The 17,734-nt window shown below is 37.3% G+C and carries 17 protein-coding genes and 1 riboswitch; of the genes, 10 read left to right on the top strand and 7 right to left on the bottom strand.

Translation table 11 applies throughout. The features are described from left to right. Nucleotides 1-224: 224 nt before the first annotated feature. The 5 genes from PH210_RS03145 to PH210_RS03125 form a co-directional block, all read right to left on the bottom strand. On the bottom strand, nt 225-1,577 hold the full coding sequence (locus PH210_RS03145; RefSeq protein WP_289982931.1) for a hemolysin family protein: 1,353 nt from the start codon (nt 1,575-1,577) through the stop codon (nt 225-227). Nucleotides 1,578-1,638: 61 nt separating this feature from the next. Next, complete coding sequence (locus PH210_RS03140) at nt 1,639-2,070, bottom strand: MerR family transcriptional regulator (RefSeq protein WP_289982975.1); 432 nt, start codon at nt 2,068-2,070, stop codon at nt 1,639-1,641. Nucleotides 2,071-2,229: 159 nt separating this feature from the next. Continuing rightward, nucleotides 2,230-3,537 carry a hemolysin family protein gene (locus tag PH210_RS03135; protein WP_289982930.1) on the bottom strand — a complete coding sequence of 436 codons (1,308 nt, stop codon included), beginning with the start codon at nt 3,535-3,537 and terminating at the stop codon, nt 2,230-2,232. Nucleotides 3,538-3,832: 295 nt separating this feature from the next. Next, the gene (locus tag PH210_RS03130; protein ID WP_289982928.1) at nt 3,833-4,399 is read right to left on the bottom strand and encodes a GNAT family N-acetyltransferase; all 567 of its coding nucleotides are present in this window, start codon (nt 4,397-4,399) and stop codon (nt 3,833-3,835) included. A gap of 104 nt (nt 4,400-4,503) precedes the next feature. Then, nucleotides 4,504-5,664, bottom strand: a complete 1,161-nt coding sequence (locus PH210_RS03125) for a histidine kinase N-terminal domain-containing protein (RefSeq protein WP_289982926.1) — start codon at nt 5,662-5,664, stop codon at nt 4,504-4,506. Nucleotides 5,665-5,862: 198 nt separating this feature from the next. Continuing rightward, nucleotides 5,863-5,967, top strand: a riboswitch (TPP riboswitch). Nucleotides 5,968-6,039: 72 nt separating this feature from the next. Between PH210_RS03125 and thiT the strand changes: the two genes are divergently transcribed. The 9 genes from thiT (at nt 6,040) to PH210_RS03080 (ending at nt 14,980) form a co-directional block, all read left to right on the top strand. Then, nucleotides 6,040-6,633: an energy-coupled thiamine transporter ThiT gene (gene thiT / locus PH210_RS03120; protein WP_289982924.1), complete on the top strand. Its 594-nt coding sequence runs from the start codon at nt 6,040-6,042 to the stop codon at nt 6,631-6,633. A 122-nt stretch (nt 6,634-6,755) separates the two neighbouring features. Then, complete coding sequence (locus tag PH210_RS03115; RefSeq protein ID WP_223592984.1) at nt 6,756-7,211, top strand: helix-turn-helix transcriptional regulator; 456 nt, start codon at nt 6,756-6,758, stop codon at nt 7,209-7,211. Nucleotides 7,212-7,271: 60 nt separating this feature from the next. After that, entirely contained in the window at nt 7,272-9,266 is a 1,995-nt protein-coding gene (locus tag PH210_RS03110) for a transglycosylase domain-containing protein (protein WP_289982921.1), read from the top strand. A 149-nt stretch (nt 9,267-9,415) separates the two neighbouring features. After that, nucleotides 9,416-9,973 (top strand): RNA polymerase sigma factor SigY, encoded by a 558-nt coding sequence (gene sigY, locus PH210_RS03105; protein ID WP_289982919.1) that lies wholly within the window; start codon nt 9,416-9,418, stop codon nt 9,971-9,973. Beyond that, the gene (locus PH210_RS03100; protein WP_289982917.1) at nt 9,927-10,274 is read left to right on the top strand and encodes a YxlC family protein; all 348 of its coding nucleotides are present in this window, start codon (nt 9,927-9,929) and stop codon (nt 10,272-10,274) included. Before sigY ends, PH210_RS03100 begins: the two co-directional genes overlap by 47 nt. Continuing rightward, a complete protein-coding gene (locus tag PH210_RS03095) occupies nt 10,271-10,507 on the top strand; it encodes a sigma-Y antisigma factor component (RefSeq protein WP_289982916.1) in 237 nt (78 codons plus the stop codon). The genes PH210_RS03100 and PH210_RS03095 overlap by 4 nt, the downstream gene beginning before the upstream one ends. Beyond that, nucleotides 10,488-10,802, top strand: coding sequence for a YbjQ family protein (locus PH210_RS03090; protein WP_289982914.1), 315 nt, complete (start codon nt 10,488-10,490; stop codon nt 10,800-10,802). Before PH210_RS03095 ends, PH210_RS03090 begins: the two co-directional genes overlap by 20 nt. 408 nt (nt 10,803-11,210) lie before the next feature. Continuing rightward, nucleotides 11,211-12,968 (top strand): ABC transporter ATP-binding protein, encoded by a 1,758-nt coding sequence (locus PH210_RS03085; protein WP_289982912.1) that lies wholly within the window; start codon nt 11,211-11,213, stop codon nt 12,966-12,968. Continuing rightward, nucleotides 12,965-14,980, top strand: coding sequence for an ABC transporter ATP-binding protein (locus tag PH210_RS03080; protein ID WP_289982910.1), 2,016 nt, complete (start codon nt 12,965-12,967; stop codon nt 14,978-14,980). The genes PH210_RS03085 and PH210_RS03080 overlap by 4 nt, the downstream gene beginning before the upstream one ends. A gap of 38 nt (nt 14,981-15,018) precedes the next feature. On the opposite strand, the gene PH210_RS03075 is transcribed toward PH210_RS03080, so the two are convergent. Beyond that, nucleotides 15,019-15,639: an NAD(P)-dependent oxidoreductase gene (locus PH210_RS03075; RefSeq protein ID WP_289982909.1), complete on the bottom strand. Its 621-nt coding sequence runs from the start codon at nt 15,637-15,639 to the stop codon at nt 15,019-15,021. Nucleotides 15,640-15,936: 297 nt separating this feature from the next. Here PH210_RS03075 and fumC point away from each other — a divergent pair, with 297 nt between their 5' ends. After that, nucleotides 15,937-17,316 carry a class II fumarate hydratase gene (gene fumC / locus PH210_RS03070; protein WP_289982908.1) on the top strand — a complete coding sequence of 460 codons (1,380 nt, stop codon included), beginning with the start codon at nt 15,937-15,939 and terminating at the stop codon, nt 17,314-17,316. Between the two features lie 80 nt (nt 17,317-17,396). On the opposite strand, the gene PH210_RS03065 is transcribed toward fumC, so the two are convergent. Continuing rightward, nucleotides 17,397-17,603 (bottom strand): alpha/beta-type small acid-soluble spore protein, encoded by a 207-nt coding sequence (locus PH210_RS03065; RefSeq protein ID WP_289982906.1) that lies wholly within the window; start codon nt 17,601-17,603, stop codon nt 17,397-17,399. Nucleotides 17,604-17,734 lie beyond the last annotated feature (131 nt).

Genomic DNA, 17,734 nt, shown 5'->3' with positions numbered 1-17,734 from the left:
TAACTCCTTAGAGAGAGTCAGATAGCTACCATCACCATTTAAATATCTTTCAACTGCTAAACGCCTGAATTCCTCTGTATAGGATTGAAATTTGGTCCCCTTTTTAGCCATTAAAAATCCCCTCCAAGTAGTAGTGTATCATTCCCGCCAAATTAGCGGGCTTTTTTACACTGTCTACTTAAAGGGGATAATATCAATTTTGGTCTTTTTTTAATAACATTTATTTAGGATAATACTTCCGACTTGGAGACGGCGATTTGCTGTATGGTAGCTTCGCCATTATGTGCATTTTTCATCACTTCAATATATTTAATATGATGCTCTTCCATATCAAGGATTTTAAAAGTATAGGATTCGTGAATCATGACGTCGCCTTCTTTTGCCTCATAATTTTCAGTTAAAATCCAGCCGCCAATTGTATCAACATCTTCATCGTCGATTTCAACGCCCAATAAATCATTCACTTCGCTGACTAATACTTTTGAATCAATGATATAATGGTTTTCTTTTATCTTGCGGATCATCGGAATCTCATCCATATCAAATTCGTCGCGAATTTCGCCAACAATTTCTTCAAGAATATCTTCAACAGTTACAAGACCTGATGTACCGCCGTATTCATCCATTAATACAGCCATGTGCATCCTGTCTTTTTGCATCTTTACCAGCAGATCATGAATTGGAATTGTTTCTATTACTCTAATAATCGGACGAGTATAGCCTTCTAATGTTTGTTTTGATAAATTCTCATTTCCAATTAAATCTGTCACCATTTCCTTAATATTCACAAGCCCAATGATATGGTCCTTATCCCCATCTATAATTGGATATCTTGTGAATTTTTCCTCACGTGTTACCTCAAGAAAGGTCTCTAACGTTTCATCCTTCGATAAAGAAACAATTTCCGTTCTAGGAACCATAATTTCCTTTGCAATTCGATTATCAAATTCAAAAATTTTATTTACATACTTAAACTCTGATTGGTTAATCTCACCACTTTTATAGCTTTCAGATAGGATAATTCGAAGCTCTTCCTCTGTATGAGCGATTTCGTTTTCGGAAACAGGCTTTAAGCCAAAAATACTGGATACAATACGCGCTGAACCATTTAATACCCAAATAAACGGGTACATAATCTTATAAAAGATGATTAGCGGACGTGCTACCGTGAGGGTTATGAACTCAGCTTTTTGAATCGCCAGTGTTTTTGGAGCAAGCTCACCAACAACTACATGTAAAAATGTAATCGAAGCAAATGCAATCGCAATTGATAATATTTCCGTTGCTCCCTCAGGAATGTTAAGTTTTAGGAAAACAGGACCGAGCAAATGCTCTATAGTCGATTCCCCAATCCAACCTAGGCCCAAGGCCGTTATGGTTATCCCAAGCTGACAGGCAGATAGGTATTCATCCAGATTCGAAATCACTTTTTTTGCTGAAACAGCCTTCGAATTTCCTTCTTCAATTAACTGATCAATTCTTGAACTTCTAATCTTAACAATAGCAAACTCTGAAGTTACAAAAAAGGCAGTCAATGCAATTAAAATGGCTATTAAAACCAAGTTAAATATGTCCAAATAAATTCCCTTAGCTCGTTGTTAGACGAGTAAGGAGTCACCTCCCAGTATTATACAAAAATTAGCTCGTTACACTTACGAGCGATTTTTTTAAAGCAGATCTTAGCAGACTAAAATTATTAATCAGCTTTTCCTTTTGTTGTTCATCCAGTTTTTCTAAAATTGGCAGCAGGTCAAATAAATCACTATGCAGCTGCTTCATCTGCTGTGTTACCGCACATACATGTTTATCTACTTCGGATAGGCGGAGATTACCCGCTTTCCGCATTTCTAGTTTTCTTCTAATCTCGTCTAAAGGAAAGTGCAAACTCTTGCATTCTTCGATAAACTTTAAATCATTTAATGCTTCATCTGTATAAATGCGGTAATTTGACTTAGAACGTTCTGCCCTTAGTAAGCCAATTGACGTATAATAGTCAATCGTTCGTTTCGACACATGCGCTATTTCTGCTATTTCGCCAATTCGATAGACAGCCCCATCATACCACCTCAACAATTTATAAAATTAACAATAATTATAAAGAATTTAAACCGTACAGTCAAACGTTCTGGTTATAGTAGTCATTGTTATCTACATTTTATGGGAAAATCGTCATTAGTATGAATGGTAAAAACAAAATATTCTAAAAATATAATCATAAAAAGCGTCTCCTTATTCTGGAGACGCTTGTGTTTTTTTTACCTCTATGTAGAGAATATGATGACCTTCGATTTCCTTGATTTGAAATATGAAACCATCCATTTCTAGCTTATCGCCCTTATGCACATCAAATTTTTGGGTTAAAAACCATCCTCCGATCGTGTCTACATCTTCTTCCTCGAGAGTAGTACCGAGAAGATCGTTTACCTCGCTAATAAGGACTTTCCCATCTAAAATATAATGATTATCGTCTTTTTTCTGTATTAGTGGCAATTCGTCCACATCAAATTCATCACGAATTTCACCGACAATTTCTTCCAAAATATCCTCAACAGTTACAATCCCGGCTGTTCCGCCATATTCATCGGATAACACGGCCATATGGGATCTGTTTTTTTGGAGCTTTACTAAAAGTTCCTGAATCGGAATCGTTTCAATTACATGAATGACAGGTTTTAAATAAGGCATAAGCGGTTCATCACCGTTACATTTTTGCTGAATGCAATCTGTTAATACTTCTTTGATATTAACAATTCCTAAGATATTGTCCTTGTCTCCTTCAATGAGGGGATACCGAGTGTATTTTTCCTCCTTTACAATTTCAAGAATCTCTTCCATGGTTGCAGTTTTAGAGAGCGAAATTACCTCTGTCCTGGGTACCATGATCTCTTTAGCTATCCTGTCATCAAATTCAAAGATTCGATTCATGTATTTGTATTCAGATTGATTAATTTCACCGCTTTCATAGCTTTGGGAAAGAATCATCCGTAATTCCTCTTCCGATAAGCTAATATCATGTTCGGATGCAGGCTGGATTCCAAAAAGCCCCGTAACAAACCGTGCAGAGCGGTTAAGGGCCCAAATAAAGGGATACATGACCTTATAAAATAAGATGAGCGGACCAGCAAAAAGTAAAATGATTTCTTCCGCTTTTTGGATTGCAAACGTCTTTGGAGATAATTCACCAATGACAACATGAATAAAGGTAATGGCGATAAAAGAAATAATTACAGAGATAATGTGTTCTATAGCCGGTGGAATGTGTATGAATTTAAAAACAGGCTGTAAAATATTTCGGATGGTTGGTTCGCCCAGCCAGCCTAAGATTAAGGAAATAATAGTGATTCCAACTTGTGTTGCGGATAGGTAACCATCTAAATTTGAGATTACTTTTTTAGCTGCCTCCGCTTTGTTGTTTCCTTCCGACACTAGCTGGTCAATTCTTGTTGTCCGGACTCTTACAATTGCAAATTCAGATGCAACAAAAAAAGCGGTAAGAGTAATTAAAATAGCAATTATAAATATGTTCATTAAAATCATTTAACACCTTACCATTCGTAAGGTATGCCACCTCACTTAAATTACTCATTATGTATCATTATTTCAAAACAGGTCTTAAAAAGCAAAAAAGCCAGTTTTACATAGGCTATTTTCGCAAATATTGTTCTTTTACGTATAAGTTCATCAACCCGTATAACAAGATTCTTCGTGGCATCTTTTCGTAAGAGCATTTGCGAAAATTGCCTAAAACTTTATAAATGACTCTTAATTAGTTCCAAGAGCAACAAAGTTTACGAAAAGAACCTTAACAAAAAAACTGCTAATAAAAGCAGTTTTAGAGGTTCTTATTTATTAATCCCAGAGTATTCCACTCACGAGCTAGCATGCTATAAACAATTAAGTCATGGAAGTGGCCATTTAATTTTTCGCCATCTCTAATTAAACCTTCCTTGGTAAATCCTAATCTTTCCGGAATGGCTCGGCTTTTCTTATTTTTTACTCCACAGCGAATTTCTACTCGATTTAACCCCAATTGATTAAAAGCATAGTTAAGTAATGCTTGGACAGCGCGAGTCATAACCCCGTGTCCTTCTGCATTTCTAGCAAGATAATAGCCAATGCTTGTCATGCTATTATGCCAGTCCATTTGGTGTAAGCCAATCGAGCCGACAAGTTCTCCTTTATAAAGAATCCCAACATTAAATCCGGTACTCTCTGCGAATTGATTAAGCCAAACAGGGATAATCGTCTCAAATTGATAGGGAGACGTCATGCTGTCAACCCAGGGCAGCCACTTCCGTAAATGATTACGATTGTCCTCAACCAGTTGAAAAAGCTTAAAGGCATGATGCCTCTCGAACAATTGAAGCTCAATTTCATTATCGACTTTTAATGTAAACATTGGACTTTTCTCCTGCTTAAATTTTTTCCTATATCCTATGCAAGATAGGGAGAAGTCGGAAGAAGTGTCCACAATAAAAAAATCCCGACTTTTTTAAAGTGGGATTAATTTCTATCAGATATTAAATGTTCAGGTTCTAAATTTAATGCAATCGGTAAATGGATCGAGAATGTGGTTTTATTCGGTGTGGAATTACAGGCTAATTTCCCCTTGTGCTTTTCAATAATTTCTTTACAAACGAAAAGACCTAGACCAGTACCAAGTTTTTTTGTCGTGAAGAACGGTTCAAAAATTGTTTTTTGCAATTCAGTTGGAATCGCAGGTCCATTATTAGAAATGGTAACAATAATGTATTGGTTGTCTTCTAAAGTACTGTTAATTTCAATTGTGGGCTGTGGATTTGCATGATGATTTAAAACATCAATTGCATTAAATATTATATTGATAAAAACTTGTCTAATTTCATCAGCATAACCGTGCAGCGTTATTTCCTCGCACAATTTTTTGATTACTTTCACTTTGCCATCTAGTATGCTTGGGTAGAGAAAATTCAAAACTTCGTCTATCAATTTATTTAGTTTAAAATAATCTTTTTCCTTGCCAATCAATTCTTTCTTGGATAATAACAGAAACTGAGAAATTCTAAAATTTAACTGATCTAGTTCACTTGAAATAATATCTAGATATCTCATATTTGGAAAATCAGCTTTAAGCAATTGGATAAACCCTTGTACAGATGTAAGCGGGTTTCTAAATTCATGAATAAAGCTGGATGTCATTTGCCCCAAAAGGGTTAGCCGATCCTGATGGGTTGAGTCGATGAACATAGTCTTTTCCTCAATAATTTTGTTTTTGGCTTCTGTATAATGGGATACTGCATAGTATAAAAACTTGTCAAAACAGAAATTGATCCGATTAATCGAATCTTGCATTTCCCCCCATGATATCCCCGTTTTGCTTAAATAACTGTACATAATCGTTCTGCCAAGATTTACATTATAAACAAAATCCCCAATGTTAATATTGGCAATGACTCTTTCTTCCGATATTTCTTTTGCAATCTTTTCGATTACTAATAAAAGCTCCTCTTCGGTCAACTTATGCATATTTAAGATAACATGAAAAAGTGCTTTAGCATTTTCGCTTATTTTTTCTATAAATGGATCTTCTTTAGAAATAATATATGAATTTTCCCAATCAAGAAGTAATTGATCTTTATGTTTATCAAAGAAAGCAATTAAATCTGTTTGATCATTTTTAAACATATTGTCCCTCCCGAAACACATTCCGCCTTACCATCTTAATTCGCTGATAATGACAAAAAAACCTCTTAAAAACATGTTAAAATTATTTTCCTAATATTTACATAGTTAATTTGTCATAAAATCTTCTCTTGAAAATAGGTTGAATTTCCTCTTGTATTCATTTTGAAATAGTAGTATATTCTTAATGAATTAATTGTATAGTTCCACAGGGGGAGCTGCAAATGGCAGCTGAGAGTGAACTTGAGTTCTGACCCTATGAACCTGTTAGTTAACACTAGCGTAGGGATGTGGTTTGCCAGATATATAGCAATGCAGACAATCCTTATGTCTTGCATTGCTATTTTTTTGTTCACCAATATGGAGGGAGAAATTGAAATGACTAAAAGAAGTAATACTTTATTTATTACCGAGGTTGCTGTTTTTACTGCGCTCGCGTATTTATTGGATTATTTGGGAAATATTCTTTCGTTTAAAATATGGCCGCAGGGAGGCTCGGTTTCAATCGCAATGGTACCGATTTTTTTAATGGCCTTCCGCTGGGGACTTAAAGGCGGTCTTTTAACTGGATTTTTATTAGGATTATTACAATTCATTCTTGGCTTTGCTCAAGTATATACAATTATTCAAGGAATCATCGATTACTTTATAGCATTTACAGTGGTAGGCTTTGCCGGCATTTTTGCCCGTCAAATAAGTAAAATGCTTAATGAAGGGAAAAAAGGCAAATGGATTAGCTATGTAATATTTGGAGCATTCATTGGAAGCTTGCTTCGTTATCTATGCCATTTCGTTTCAGGGTTTGTTTTCTTTGGAGAGTATGCTCCAAAGGGCCAGCCGGTTATGATTTATTCCTTGCTTTATAATGGGACATACATGCTTCCTAGCTTTGTAATCAGTGCTATCATTGTCATTCTTGTTATCAGCGCAATGCCAAAGAGAATGCTAGTACGCGAAAAAAATCTGTTTTAACATATATTTGTTCATTCAACTGCTTTCGAAGAATTGATAGCAGTTTTTTTTATGATAAAATTTGAATGATTACCGGAACTTGTGTAAAATTACACCATAGGCTATTGAAGGAAGGGCTTAAAATGACCAGAGATGAAATCATATTGAAAGTGTCTGAAAAGCTTCGCTTGATTCGGACTGAAGCAGGCTATACCCAGGATAGAATGGCTGAAATCATTGGTGTATCAAAGAAAACACTTGTTCAAATTGAAAAAGGAAGAGTCCTTGCTAACTGGTCAACAGTCGTTGCTATTTGTGCTCTTTTCCGGGAAACGGAAACAGTACAATTTTTATTTGGTAATGAGCCACTAGAGGTTTTGGAAACGGTAGCTCGTGAAGGAATTGATTACCGCAAAACGAAAACATTAGGCGGCCGAATCTGGTGGAGAGCAATATCAAAGAAAAGCGGCTTTATCCTACAACAAAATATCCTAAGTAAACATTTTAGGATATTGGATGAAGGAAATTATCGGATTTTTAGCAGCTTTGATGAGAAGCTTTCCAAACAGCGTTTTAAAGAATTGACGAAAAGTGAATAATATCTAAACATAAGATAGGGTTCTCCTGTCTTTTTTTTCTCTTCCAAATAGGAGGCATCTATGAAAAACTTGAAAAAATGGCATGTAGTCCAAATCGTGGTATTAAGCGGCTTAATTATCATTTTAGGCTTCTTTGGTGCAATTTATTTTTTTTCCAAGACTGCCAATATATCAGAACTTAAAAATGAACTACCCCAGCCAACTGTTTTCTATGATGTAAACGGAAAGATAGCGAGCAAGGTTTCGGCGAATAAAAATGAAGGAGTTCCAATTAAGGAAGTCCCTGAATCAATGAAGAATGCCGTAATTGCCATCGAGGATCATCGATTTTATCAACATGGAGGTGTTGATCTAATTGGAACGTCAAGGGCGCTATTCCGTGACTTAAAGGCAGGTGGGATGGTAGAAGGCGGCAGCACCATCACACAGCAATTGACGAAAAATACGATCCTGACATCCGAAAAAACGCTTAAAAGAAAAATGGAAGAGGTCTTTTTAGCATTGGCGGTTGAGCGGGAATATTCGAAACAAGAAATTCTGCAAATGTATTTAAACCAAATTTATTTTGGAAATGGGGCATATGGGATTAAACAAGCGGCAGGCAAATATTTTGCTAAAGAGGTAAAGAAGCTTTCGATTAGTGAATCCGCTCTGCTAGCCGGATTAATTAAAGCTCCATCTGCCCTGAATCCATATGACCATATGAAAGAGGCAGTTAAACGGCGAAATCTTGTCTTACTGCAAATGAAAAATCAAGGCTATATAACAAATGAACTATATGAAAAAGCCAAGGAGGAAAAAGTGGTTTTAGATGATAAAGGCGGCGACCCGTTCCGCGGTAAATTCCCTTACTATGTCGATCAGGTATTAGATGAAGCAATTCATCAGTATGGGTTATCGCAAGATGATTTGCTTACGGGAGGCTATCAAATTTATACAGAGCTTGACCCCAACATGCAATCGGTGATGGAAACAACCTATCAAAACAACAGTATATTTCCAAAAGGAAAAGACCGTCTGGTTCAAAGCGGCGGGGTCTTAGTAGACCCGAAAACAGGCGGGGTCCGAGCCCTTGCAGGTGGAAGGGGAGAACACACTTTTAGAGGCTATAATAGGGCGTCCCAATTAAAAGCACAGCCCGGTTCTTCATTTAAGCCATTGGCTGTCTACACCCCTGCGCTAGAAGAGGGCTGGAAAATCACGGATATGCTAAAAGATGAACCGATGAAATTTGGAAATTATCAGCCTAGTAATTTCGATCATCAATATATGGGAGAAGTCCCGATGTATGACGCGGTTAAGGAATCGAAAAATGTTTCAGCAGTATGGCTCTTAAATGAAATTGGAATTGAAAAGGGGCTGGATTCAGTTAAACGATTCGGTATTTCCTTGGATAAAGCTGACCGGAATTTATCCGTTGCCCTTGGAGGCCTGCATAAAGGAGTCTCTCCGCTAAACATGGCAGAAGCTTTTTCCGTATTTCCGAATAATGGTGTCAAAGTGAAGGCGCATGTAATCCAAAAAATCGTCGAGGCAAATGGCAATGTGGTTGCCGAATGGAAAGTCAAAAAGGAGCGAGTTACGACGAAAGCAGTGACGGATGATATGACAACAATGCTGCTAGGCGTTGTAGAACAAGGAACAGGAAAAGCAGCCAAAATACCTGGCCGTGAAACGGCAGGGAAAACTGGCTCCACCCAAGTACCGATTAAAGGAATTAATGGTCTGAAAGACCAGTGGTTTGTTGGCTATACACCGCAGCTAGTGGGAGCCATCTGGGTCGGTTATGATAAAACAGATGCGGAACATTATATCACGCCAACCAGCAAAACAGGTTCTGCTGTTATTTTTCGAGAAGTCATGTCGGAAGCATTAAAAAGTAAACCAAAACAAAAATTTAATGTGACGCATATTTCCGCTTTGAAAGAAAAAAATCGATTTAATTTTCAAGAGGAATTTAATAATGAAATCCAAAAGTGGGAAGAAAAATGGAACAAGCAAATAGAGAGATGGAAAAAGAGAGGAAAAAATAAGGGGCATGGTAAAGGTGATTAAGGGCACGGAGGAATCCGTTCCTTTTTGTTTCTATTGTAAAATTGTAAAATTGTAAAATAAATATAGAATGAACGAAAGTTGTTTTTTGTTCGTCATAAATAAAGAGAGAAAAAACAAGGAATATGGGGGAAAGAGAGGGTTATAGCTAAATGGATGCATTAATAAAAAATGCTAAAAAAGGGGACCATCTTGCTTTTGCCATGTTGTTTAAAGACCATTATCCATTCCTTGTAAAATATTTAATGAAAATTACAATGAATCCCGATACAGCTGAAGAATTAGCACAAGAGACAATGGCAAAATGTATTCAAAAGATTCACCTTTATAATGGGCAAAGCAAATTTTCCACGTGGCTCGTTTCGATTGCGACAAATACATATATTGACCAGTGCCGAAAGAAAAAAAGAGAAAAGAACTGGCAGGGACAAGAGGAAATTTACCGAAAACTGAAGTGGCATTTCGAAAGCAGAAATGAAGACTGGAATGATGCTCTTGAGGCACTCGGGAGACTCCCAGAGGACGTCCGTATTCCCATAGTTTTAAAGCATTATTATGGTTATTCTTACGAAGAAATAGGAGAATGGATGAAAATATCTCCTGGAACGGTGAAATCAAGAGTGCATAATGGAATCAAGTCAGTCAGAAAGGAGCTGAACCTAAGTGAAGAAACAGAGAGTCATCGTTTTGGACGGCGAACAACAAAATAAACAGGACATTTTAGCTATTTCTGAGATACAAGAAGGTTTAAACAAAATGGAGCAGTTTCCAGTCTATTCACCGGACCTCCAATGGTTTGAACAAATGGTTTTAGCGGAAAAAAAGATAATCAGGAAAAAACTGATTAGGGATTTGTCTATATTTTTTATCGTAGCGATCATCATTTTGTGCGGGATTATGATTTCCTTATTTCAAATGCCGGCAGTTTTTATATTTCTACAGATTGCCACAACTATTTTTATTGCATTTTATAGTGGAACACGTTTATTGAAGAAGGTGAAAATCGGATGAAGGGAGAGAATTCGTTAACCGTCATCATCATTGTGGCTGCTATTTTATTAGTGCAAAGCATATATTTATTTTTAGATGCCCGTAAACATAATCATAATTATTGGCTTTGGGGAATTGTCGGCCTTATTCAAGCGCCAATGCCGACATTGTTTTATTTGATTTTTGTGAGAAAAATTTTTGGTAAAAAGAGAAGAAGTGAGGCGAATTCAAATTATGATGATTGTTACGACTGATTACCTGCCGGGCAGGGAAATTAAAGAGGTGCTTGGTTTGGTGAAGGGAAGTACAGTCCAATCCAAGCATATTGGCAAGGACTTATTGGCTGGGCTAAAGACCATTGTAGGCGGAGAAATAAAGGAATATACCGATATGTTAAATGAAGCGAGAAAAAAGGCAATTGAAAGAATGGCAGAAGAAGCCAGGCAGTTAGGGGCAGATGCCATCATCGCCATGAGATTACAATCCAGTTCGGTCATGCAGGGGGCATCAGAATTAATCGCTTATGGAACGGCAGTAAGAGCAGAATAATTCTGAAAAATGCGAATTGACTTTTACAACAACTGGTGATAATCTAACAAAGGAAGAAAAAATAGGAAATGGAGGGTTGCGTCATGATTAGAAGAAGAAAAGTTAATTTTAAAACTAAATATTTAAATGCAACCTGTCCAAAAGAGAATTCTCTTTAATTCCTTTAACGTACATTTAATAAATGACAAAACACAGGTTGCGTTCTTTAGTGATGCGTAATGTGTGTTTTTTTGTCTCTTTTTTCCAGAGGCATACTGCACTTATACTGCGGTATGTCTCTTTTTTTATCATTTTACTTGAACAGGGGGAGGAACATGTGATGTTACAAATTGTTGAGGTTAGACTTATTCATTTAGCTGAAGAGAAAGAAGGCGGATAGTAGTAAAACAAAAGGGGGAGGAACAAATCATGTTTTCGGTATTAAAAAAATTAAGCTGGTTTTTCAAAGAAAACTGGCAAAGATATGCTATTGCGGTTAGTTTATTGATTTTGGTAGGAATATTAGATGTCCTGCCGCCAAAATTGATTGGTATGGCAATCGATAATATTCACTTTGGGGAGATGAGTAAAAATAAAATCTTTCACTATTTAAGTGTTCTATTATTAATCATGTTTTCATCCTATCTAATTACCTATGTGTGGATGTTTAAATTGTTTGGCGGCGCTTTCCTTGTTGAAAGAAAACTTCGCTCACGATTTATGCACCACCTTTTAAAGATGACGCCTGCTTTTTATGAAAAAAATCGAACAGGAGATTTAATGGCCCGAGCTACTAATGATTTAAAAGCCATTTCGATAACCGCTGGGTTCGGTATTTTAACGCTGGTCGATTCCAGTGTTTGGATGCTGACGCTATTGGTGACTATGGGATTATTTATTAGCTGGAAGCTAACGTTAGCAGCTATTATTCCCTTGCCGGTTATGGCAATCCTGATGCAGATTTATGGTAAGAGAATTCACACTCGTTTTATGGAAGCACAGGATGCATTCGGTGAGTTAAATGACCGGGTTCTGGAATCAGTTGCAGGAGTCAGGGTCATTCGTGCCTATGTCCAAGAAGAGGCTGATCAGAATAGGTTCCATCTATTAACAGAGGACTTATATCAAAAAAACCTAAAAGTGGCGAGGATAGATTCTTTATTTGATCCAACGATTAAGATTCTGGTTGGAATCAGTTATTTAATCGGGCTTGGCTATGGTGCCTATTTAGTTTTTCATCAATCGATTACTTTAGGCAATCTTGTATCCTTCAATGTTTATTTAGGGATGTTGATATGGCCCATGTTTGCAATTGGGGAGTTAATCAATGTGATGCAGCGGGGAAATGCTTCATTAGACCGTGTTAACGAAACATTAGCCTATCAGGAAGAGGTTGAAAATCCAAGTAGTCCGGTAGCAGTCAATGCTCCAGAAAATATAAAATACAAGAAGGTAACCTTTCGCTATCCCTCCTCTAAAAATAATAATTTGGAAAATGTGAATGTCCAATTATTTCAAGGTCAAACACTGGGGATTGTAGGGAAAACAGGAAGCGGAAAAACAACCTTTATTAAACAATTATTAAGGCAGTACCCGCTTGGAACCGGGGAACTATCCATTACTGGGGTTCCAATCGAAGAGCAGAAGCTGGAGAAGATTCGAAATTGGATTGGCTATGTACCCCAGGATCATGTTTTATTTTCAAGAAGTGTAAAGGAGAATATTCTCTTTGGCAGAAAGGATGCCAGCGATCAAGAGTTAGAGAATGCTATCGATATTGCAGCACTTCGGAAGGATCTTGAGATGCTTCCGGAAGGGATAAGTACAATGGTGGGTGAAAAAGGGGTGGCTCTTTCCGGAGGACAAAAACAGAGAATTTCGATTGCACGTGCGCTCATTAAAAATCCGGAAATTCTCATTCTTGACGATTCATTATCAGCGGTTGATGCCAAAACAGAAAAAAGAATTATTGAGAATATACGTCAAGTGAGAAACAACAAAACTACGATTATCACCACTCACCGAATGTCGGCTGTTCAGCATGCTGATCATATTATTGTCCTTGATGAAGGAAGAATTATTGAAGAAGGGACACATAAACAGCTCATAGAGGTAGACGGGTGGTATAAAGAACAATTTTTACGACAGCAAATTGAGGGAACCGTTGAAGAGGAGGTGTCAGCATGACCACGGGCAGACGATTATTTGGATATGCATTAGCATATAAAAAGATTATTATAGCTGCATTGGTTATGCTCACCATCTCGGTTATAACAGATCTAGCAGGCCCCTTTATTGCCAAAAATGTGATTGACCAGCATATTTTAGGGATTGAGTCAAAATGGTATATATCCAAGAAGGACGCAAATGCGGTAGAGTATAATGGCCAATTTTACAAAAGAGGAAAGTATTTTGTAGATGGTGAACAAAAAGGGCAGCAAATCAGGATTTTGCAAGTAGGTTCAAAATTTATTTTCCTTGATAGGAAATTGGATTTTGATGGAAAAAGGACGATTGCTAAAGGGTCCTTAGTTATTGAAAAAGGGGGAAAAAAAGCAGTTTATCCGGTGAAAATTCTAAAGGGCGGAGAACTCCTTAAATTTTATCAGCCGGAAATTCCGTCGATTATTCAATTATTGATCATTTATTTCGGCTTATTAGTGGTTTCAGCCATTTTTCAATTTGGCGAACACTATCTTCTGAAAAAGTCGGCAAATCGAATTATTCAAAAAATGCGTGGGGAAATTTTTGGTCATATCCAGCGACTTCCAATTCAATATTTCGATAATCTTCCTGCAGGAAAAGTTGTGGCGAGAATTACGAATGATACAGAAGCGATCCGTGAACTTTACGTTACCGTCCTTGCTGCTTTTTTTACGAGCGTAATTTATATTACAGGTATTTATATTGCCTTGTTTATTTTGAACGTGAAGTTAGCCGGGATTTGTTTAGTATTGCTGCCAATCCTGTATATTTGGATGTTGGTTTACCGTAAGTATGCATCTAAATATAATCGTTTTATTCGATCACGCAATAGTGACATCAATGCTATGATTAATGAATCCATTCAGGGAATGACGATTATTCAGGCGTTTAGCAGGGAAGAGGAGACGAAAGAGGAGTTTGAAAAGCTTAATCATGATCATTTTACTTATCAAAACAAATTGTTAAGCTTAAATTCTTTAACATCCCATAACCTCGTTGGGATATTAAGAAACCTAATATTTGTGGCTTTTATTTGGTATTTTGGGGCCCAGTCGCTTCTGCCTGCAAATATTATTTCACTTGGAATGCTCTATGCCTTTGTGGATTATATAAATCGTCTCTTTCAGCCAATTCAGGGTATTGTAAATCAATTAGCCAATTTGGAGCAGGCTCTGGTTGCGGGTGAGCGCGTGTTTAAACTAATGGATGAACAAGGTGAAAATGTCAGTACTGAACGAATATCAAGGTTTAAAGGAAATGTATCTTTTGATAATGTATCTTTTGGATATAAAGATGGTGAGTATGTCCTAAAGAATATCGATTTTCAGGCAAGACAGGGTGAAACTGTCGCCCTTGTAGGCCATACTGGTTCTGGGAAAAGTTCAATTATGAATTTACTGTTCCGTTTTTATGACTGTCAAAAAGGGAAAATTACCATTGATGAAAAAGATGTAGAAAGTTTGCCGCGGCAAACTGTCCGCAATCATATGGGGATTGTCCTGCAGGATCCTTATTTGTTTTCAGGGACAATTGCTTCGAATGTCAGTCTAAATGATCCTTCGATTACGAGAGATAAGGTGGAAAAAGCCTTGAAGGATGTTGGCGCAGATAAGGTGTTTAGAAATTTAGAGAATGGTTATGACGAACCGGTTATTGAGAAGGGAAGCACCCTTTCAAGCGGACAAAGGCAGCTGATTTCGTTTGCACGGGCGCTAGCATTTAATCCGGCAATTCTTATTCTCGATGAAGCAACCTCCAGTATTGATACCGAAACGGAAGCTGTTATTCAAGAAGCAATGGAAGTGTTAAAGAAAGGAAGAACAACATTTATTATTGCCCACCGCTTATCAACCATCCGAAATGCGGATCAAATTCTTGTCCTAGATCGGGGAACGATTGTGGAGAGAGGAACACATGACGAGTTAATGGCCTGTAAGGGCAAATATTATCAGATGTATCAGCTGCAGCAAGGTGGCAGTGAACTGGCTGGTTAGATAAAGGAGGCCCTTCTTTTCAGAAGGGCCACATTTTTTTAATAGGTAAGTCCAACCCTTGAGCCAATAAATTTATTGCTGAAAAGCTGTTGAAATGCAAAATCCCCTGTATCATAGATTGAAATAGAAGAAGGATTTTCGGGAAGTATATCTTTTTCGTATCGATATTGCCCCAGTCTTTCTCCAACTGGTAAGTAGGTGGGACATACGACAGTCCAATCTAGCCCAGAAGCCTTTAACAACAAATAAGCCTTTAAATGCTCCTCGGCATCACGTGTACTTTTTCTTTTCGACTCAGACGATTGGAAGCGATATAAATGCGGGGCAGAACGAGCCTGTAAGATTCCGGCTGTTCCAATAGTAATAATCCTTTTGATTCCTTCCCTTTTCATATTATTGATAATTAAAGGCATAGATTGAGAAAGTGTGCTGTTTCCACCCGTATTTAATGCGCTTATTACAATGTCAGTCCCCTTCATTGTCTGTGCAATGTCCTCTTCATTTAAAACGTTCCCTGTCATTACTTTAAGTCCGCCCGAATCCATATTTAGTTTTTCCAAATCCCTCACCAGCGCTTGTACAGAAATTTGATTGGATAACGCATTTTCTAAAATCACAGAGCCTACTCTCCCGGTTGCTCCGAAAAGGCAAATGTTCACAAAAAATTCACTCCTTTGACACCCAAGTGTAATGATTATCACAGGTAAATAAACCCGCTCATGATAGATTAAAATTGTTTAACAATTTTATCTAATTGGGGTGGTATAGTATAATGTCAGATTATTCAATTGTCCTATTAATCGGCAGTTTCTTAATCCTTTCTTATTATATAGGATATACGATCTATAAAGCATAAACTGCAGAGAAGCATCTGCAGTTTTTTTAAATTTTGGAAAGAATTGCCTTCAAAATGGGAATATATATTGAAGTAATGTAAAAAAAGTGAGGTGGAATCCTTGGAGAATTTTAGAGTCGAAAAAGACACGCTGGGTGAGGTGAAAGTACCGGCAGATAAATTTTGGGGGGCACAAACACAGCGCAGCAAAGAAAATTTTAAAATTGGAACCGAGAAAATGCCGATTGAACTAATTTATGGTTTAGCATTTATAAAAAAAGCAGCCGCAACCGTAAATTTCCAAGTAGGAAAGTTAAGTGAATTAAAAATGAATGCAATTAACCATGTATGCGGTCAGCTTCTAAATGGAGATTTTGATAACCACTTTCCTTTAATCGTATGGCAGACAGGCAGCGGCACGCAATCCAATATGAATGTTAATGAAGTGATTGCAAATCGGGCCAATGAATGGTTAAGAGAGCAAGGCAGCGATCAATTTGTTCATCCAAATGATGATGTCAATATGTCCCAAAGCTCGAATGATACGTTTCCAACCGCAATGCATATTGCTGCATATATTAAAATAACTAAAAACCTGCTTCCAGCCATACAGGAGTTAAAAAGCACCCTTCTAGAAAAAGAAAATTCTTTTTCAAAAATTGTTAAAATCGGAAGAACCCACCTGCAGGATGCAACCCCATTAACACTTGGGCAGGAAATTAGCGGATGGCGGTTTATGCTCGATAAGAATGAAAAAATGATCTCAGAAGCAAGCAATTATTTGCTTGATTTAGCCATTGGAGGGACCGCTGTAGGCACAGGCATTAATGCAGGCACTGAATTTGGAAAAAAGATGGCTGAACAGCTTTCAAAGCTTACTGGTTTTACATTTAGATCTTCAGAAAATAAATTTCATGCCCTGACAAGCCACGATGAAATTGTTTATACACATGGTGCTCTAAAAGCATTAGCGGCTGACCTAATGAAAATTGCAAATGATATTCGCTGGCTAGCAAGCGGGCCTAGAAGCGGCATAGGAGAAATTAGCATTCCTGCTAATGAGCCTGGTAGCTCTATCATGCCTGGGAAGGTAAATCCTACTCAAAGTGAAGCATTGACGATGATTGTATGCCAGGTCTTTGGTAATGACACAAGCATCTGTATGGCAGCAAGTCAAGGGAATTTTGAGTTAAATGTCTTTAAACCAGTTATTATTTATAATCTAATCCAATCCATCAGACTTCTGACAGATGGTATTCGTTCATTTAATGGAAATTGTGCCTATGGAATAGAAGCAAATGAGCAAGTCATTAAGGAACATGTGGCACGATCCTTAATGTTAGTTACAGCCCTAAATCCTCATATTGGCTATGAAAAAGCAGCAGAGATTGCCAAATTGGCGTTCAAAGAAAATAGCACTTTGAAAGAAGCAGCAATCAAAACTGGTTATGTTTCAGAAGAACAATTTGACCAATGGATCAAACCAGAAAATATGATTTAAATTAAAATGAAAGCCCCCTCCAGTAGTGGAGGGGGCTTTAGCCATATTATTTAATTGGTATTTAAGGGTTTGCTAAAAAATTAACGTTGGAAGCCGCCGCCAAGTTGGGATTCTGCCATTGCAACAAGACGCTTGGTAATTTCTCCACCTACAGAACCGTTGGCACGTGAAGTAGTGTCTGCACCAAGATTTACTCCAAACTCAGTTGCAATTTCATACTTCATTTGATTAAGTGCTTGCTCTACGCCTGGTACTAAAAGTTGATTAGAGTTGTTGTTACTTGCCATAGTTGAATAACACTCCTCTTAATAAATTTGGGGTTAGTATGGTATTGAACCATAATGGAAAACCATTGCCACCATGGCCTAACCCGTATTATCAATATTCGTTTGATAAAAATTATTAGTATCGGAGAAAT

The sequence above is a fragment of the Paenibacillus sp. BSR1-1 genome (assembly GCF_030403775.1).
In the GTDB taxonomy this organism is placed as follows: Bacteria; Bacillota; Bacilli; order Bacillales; family Cytobacillaceae; genus Neobacillus.
Note: the sequence above shows the minus strand (reverse complement) of the source record. Positions and strands in the feature narration are given on the sequence as shown.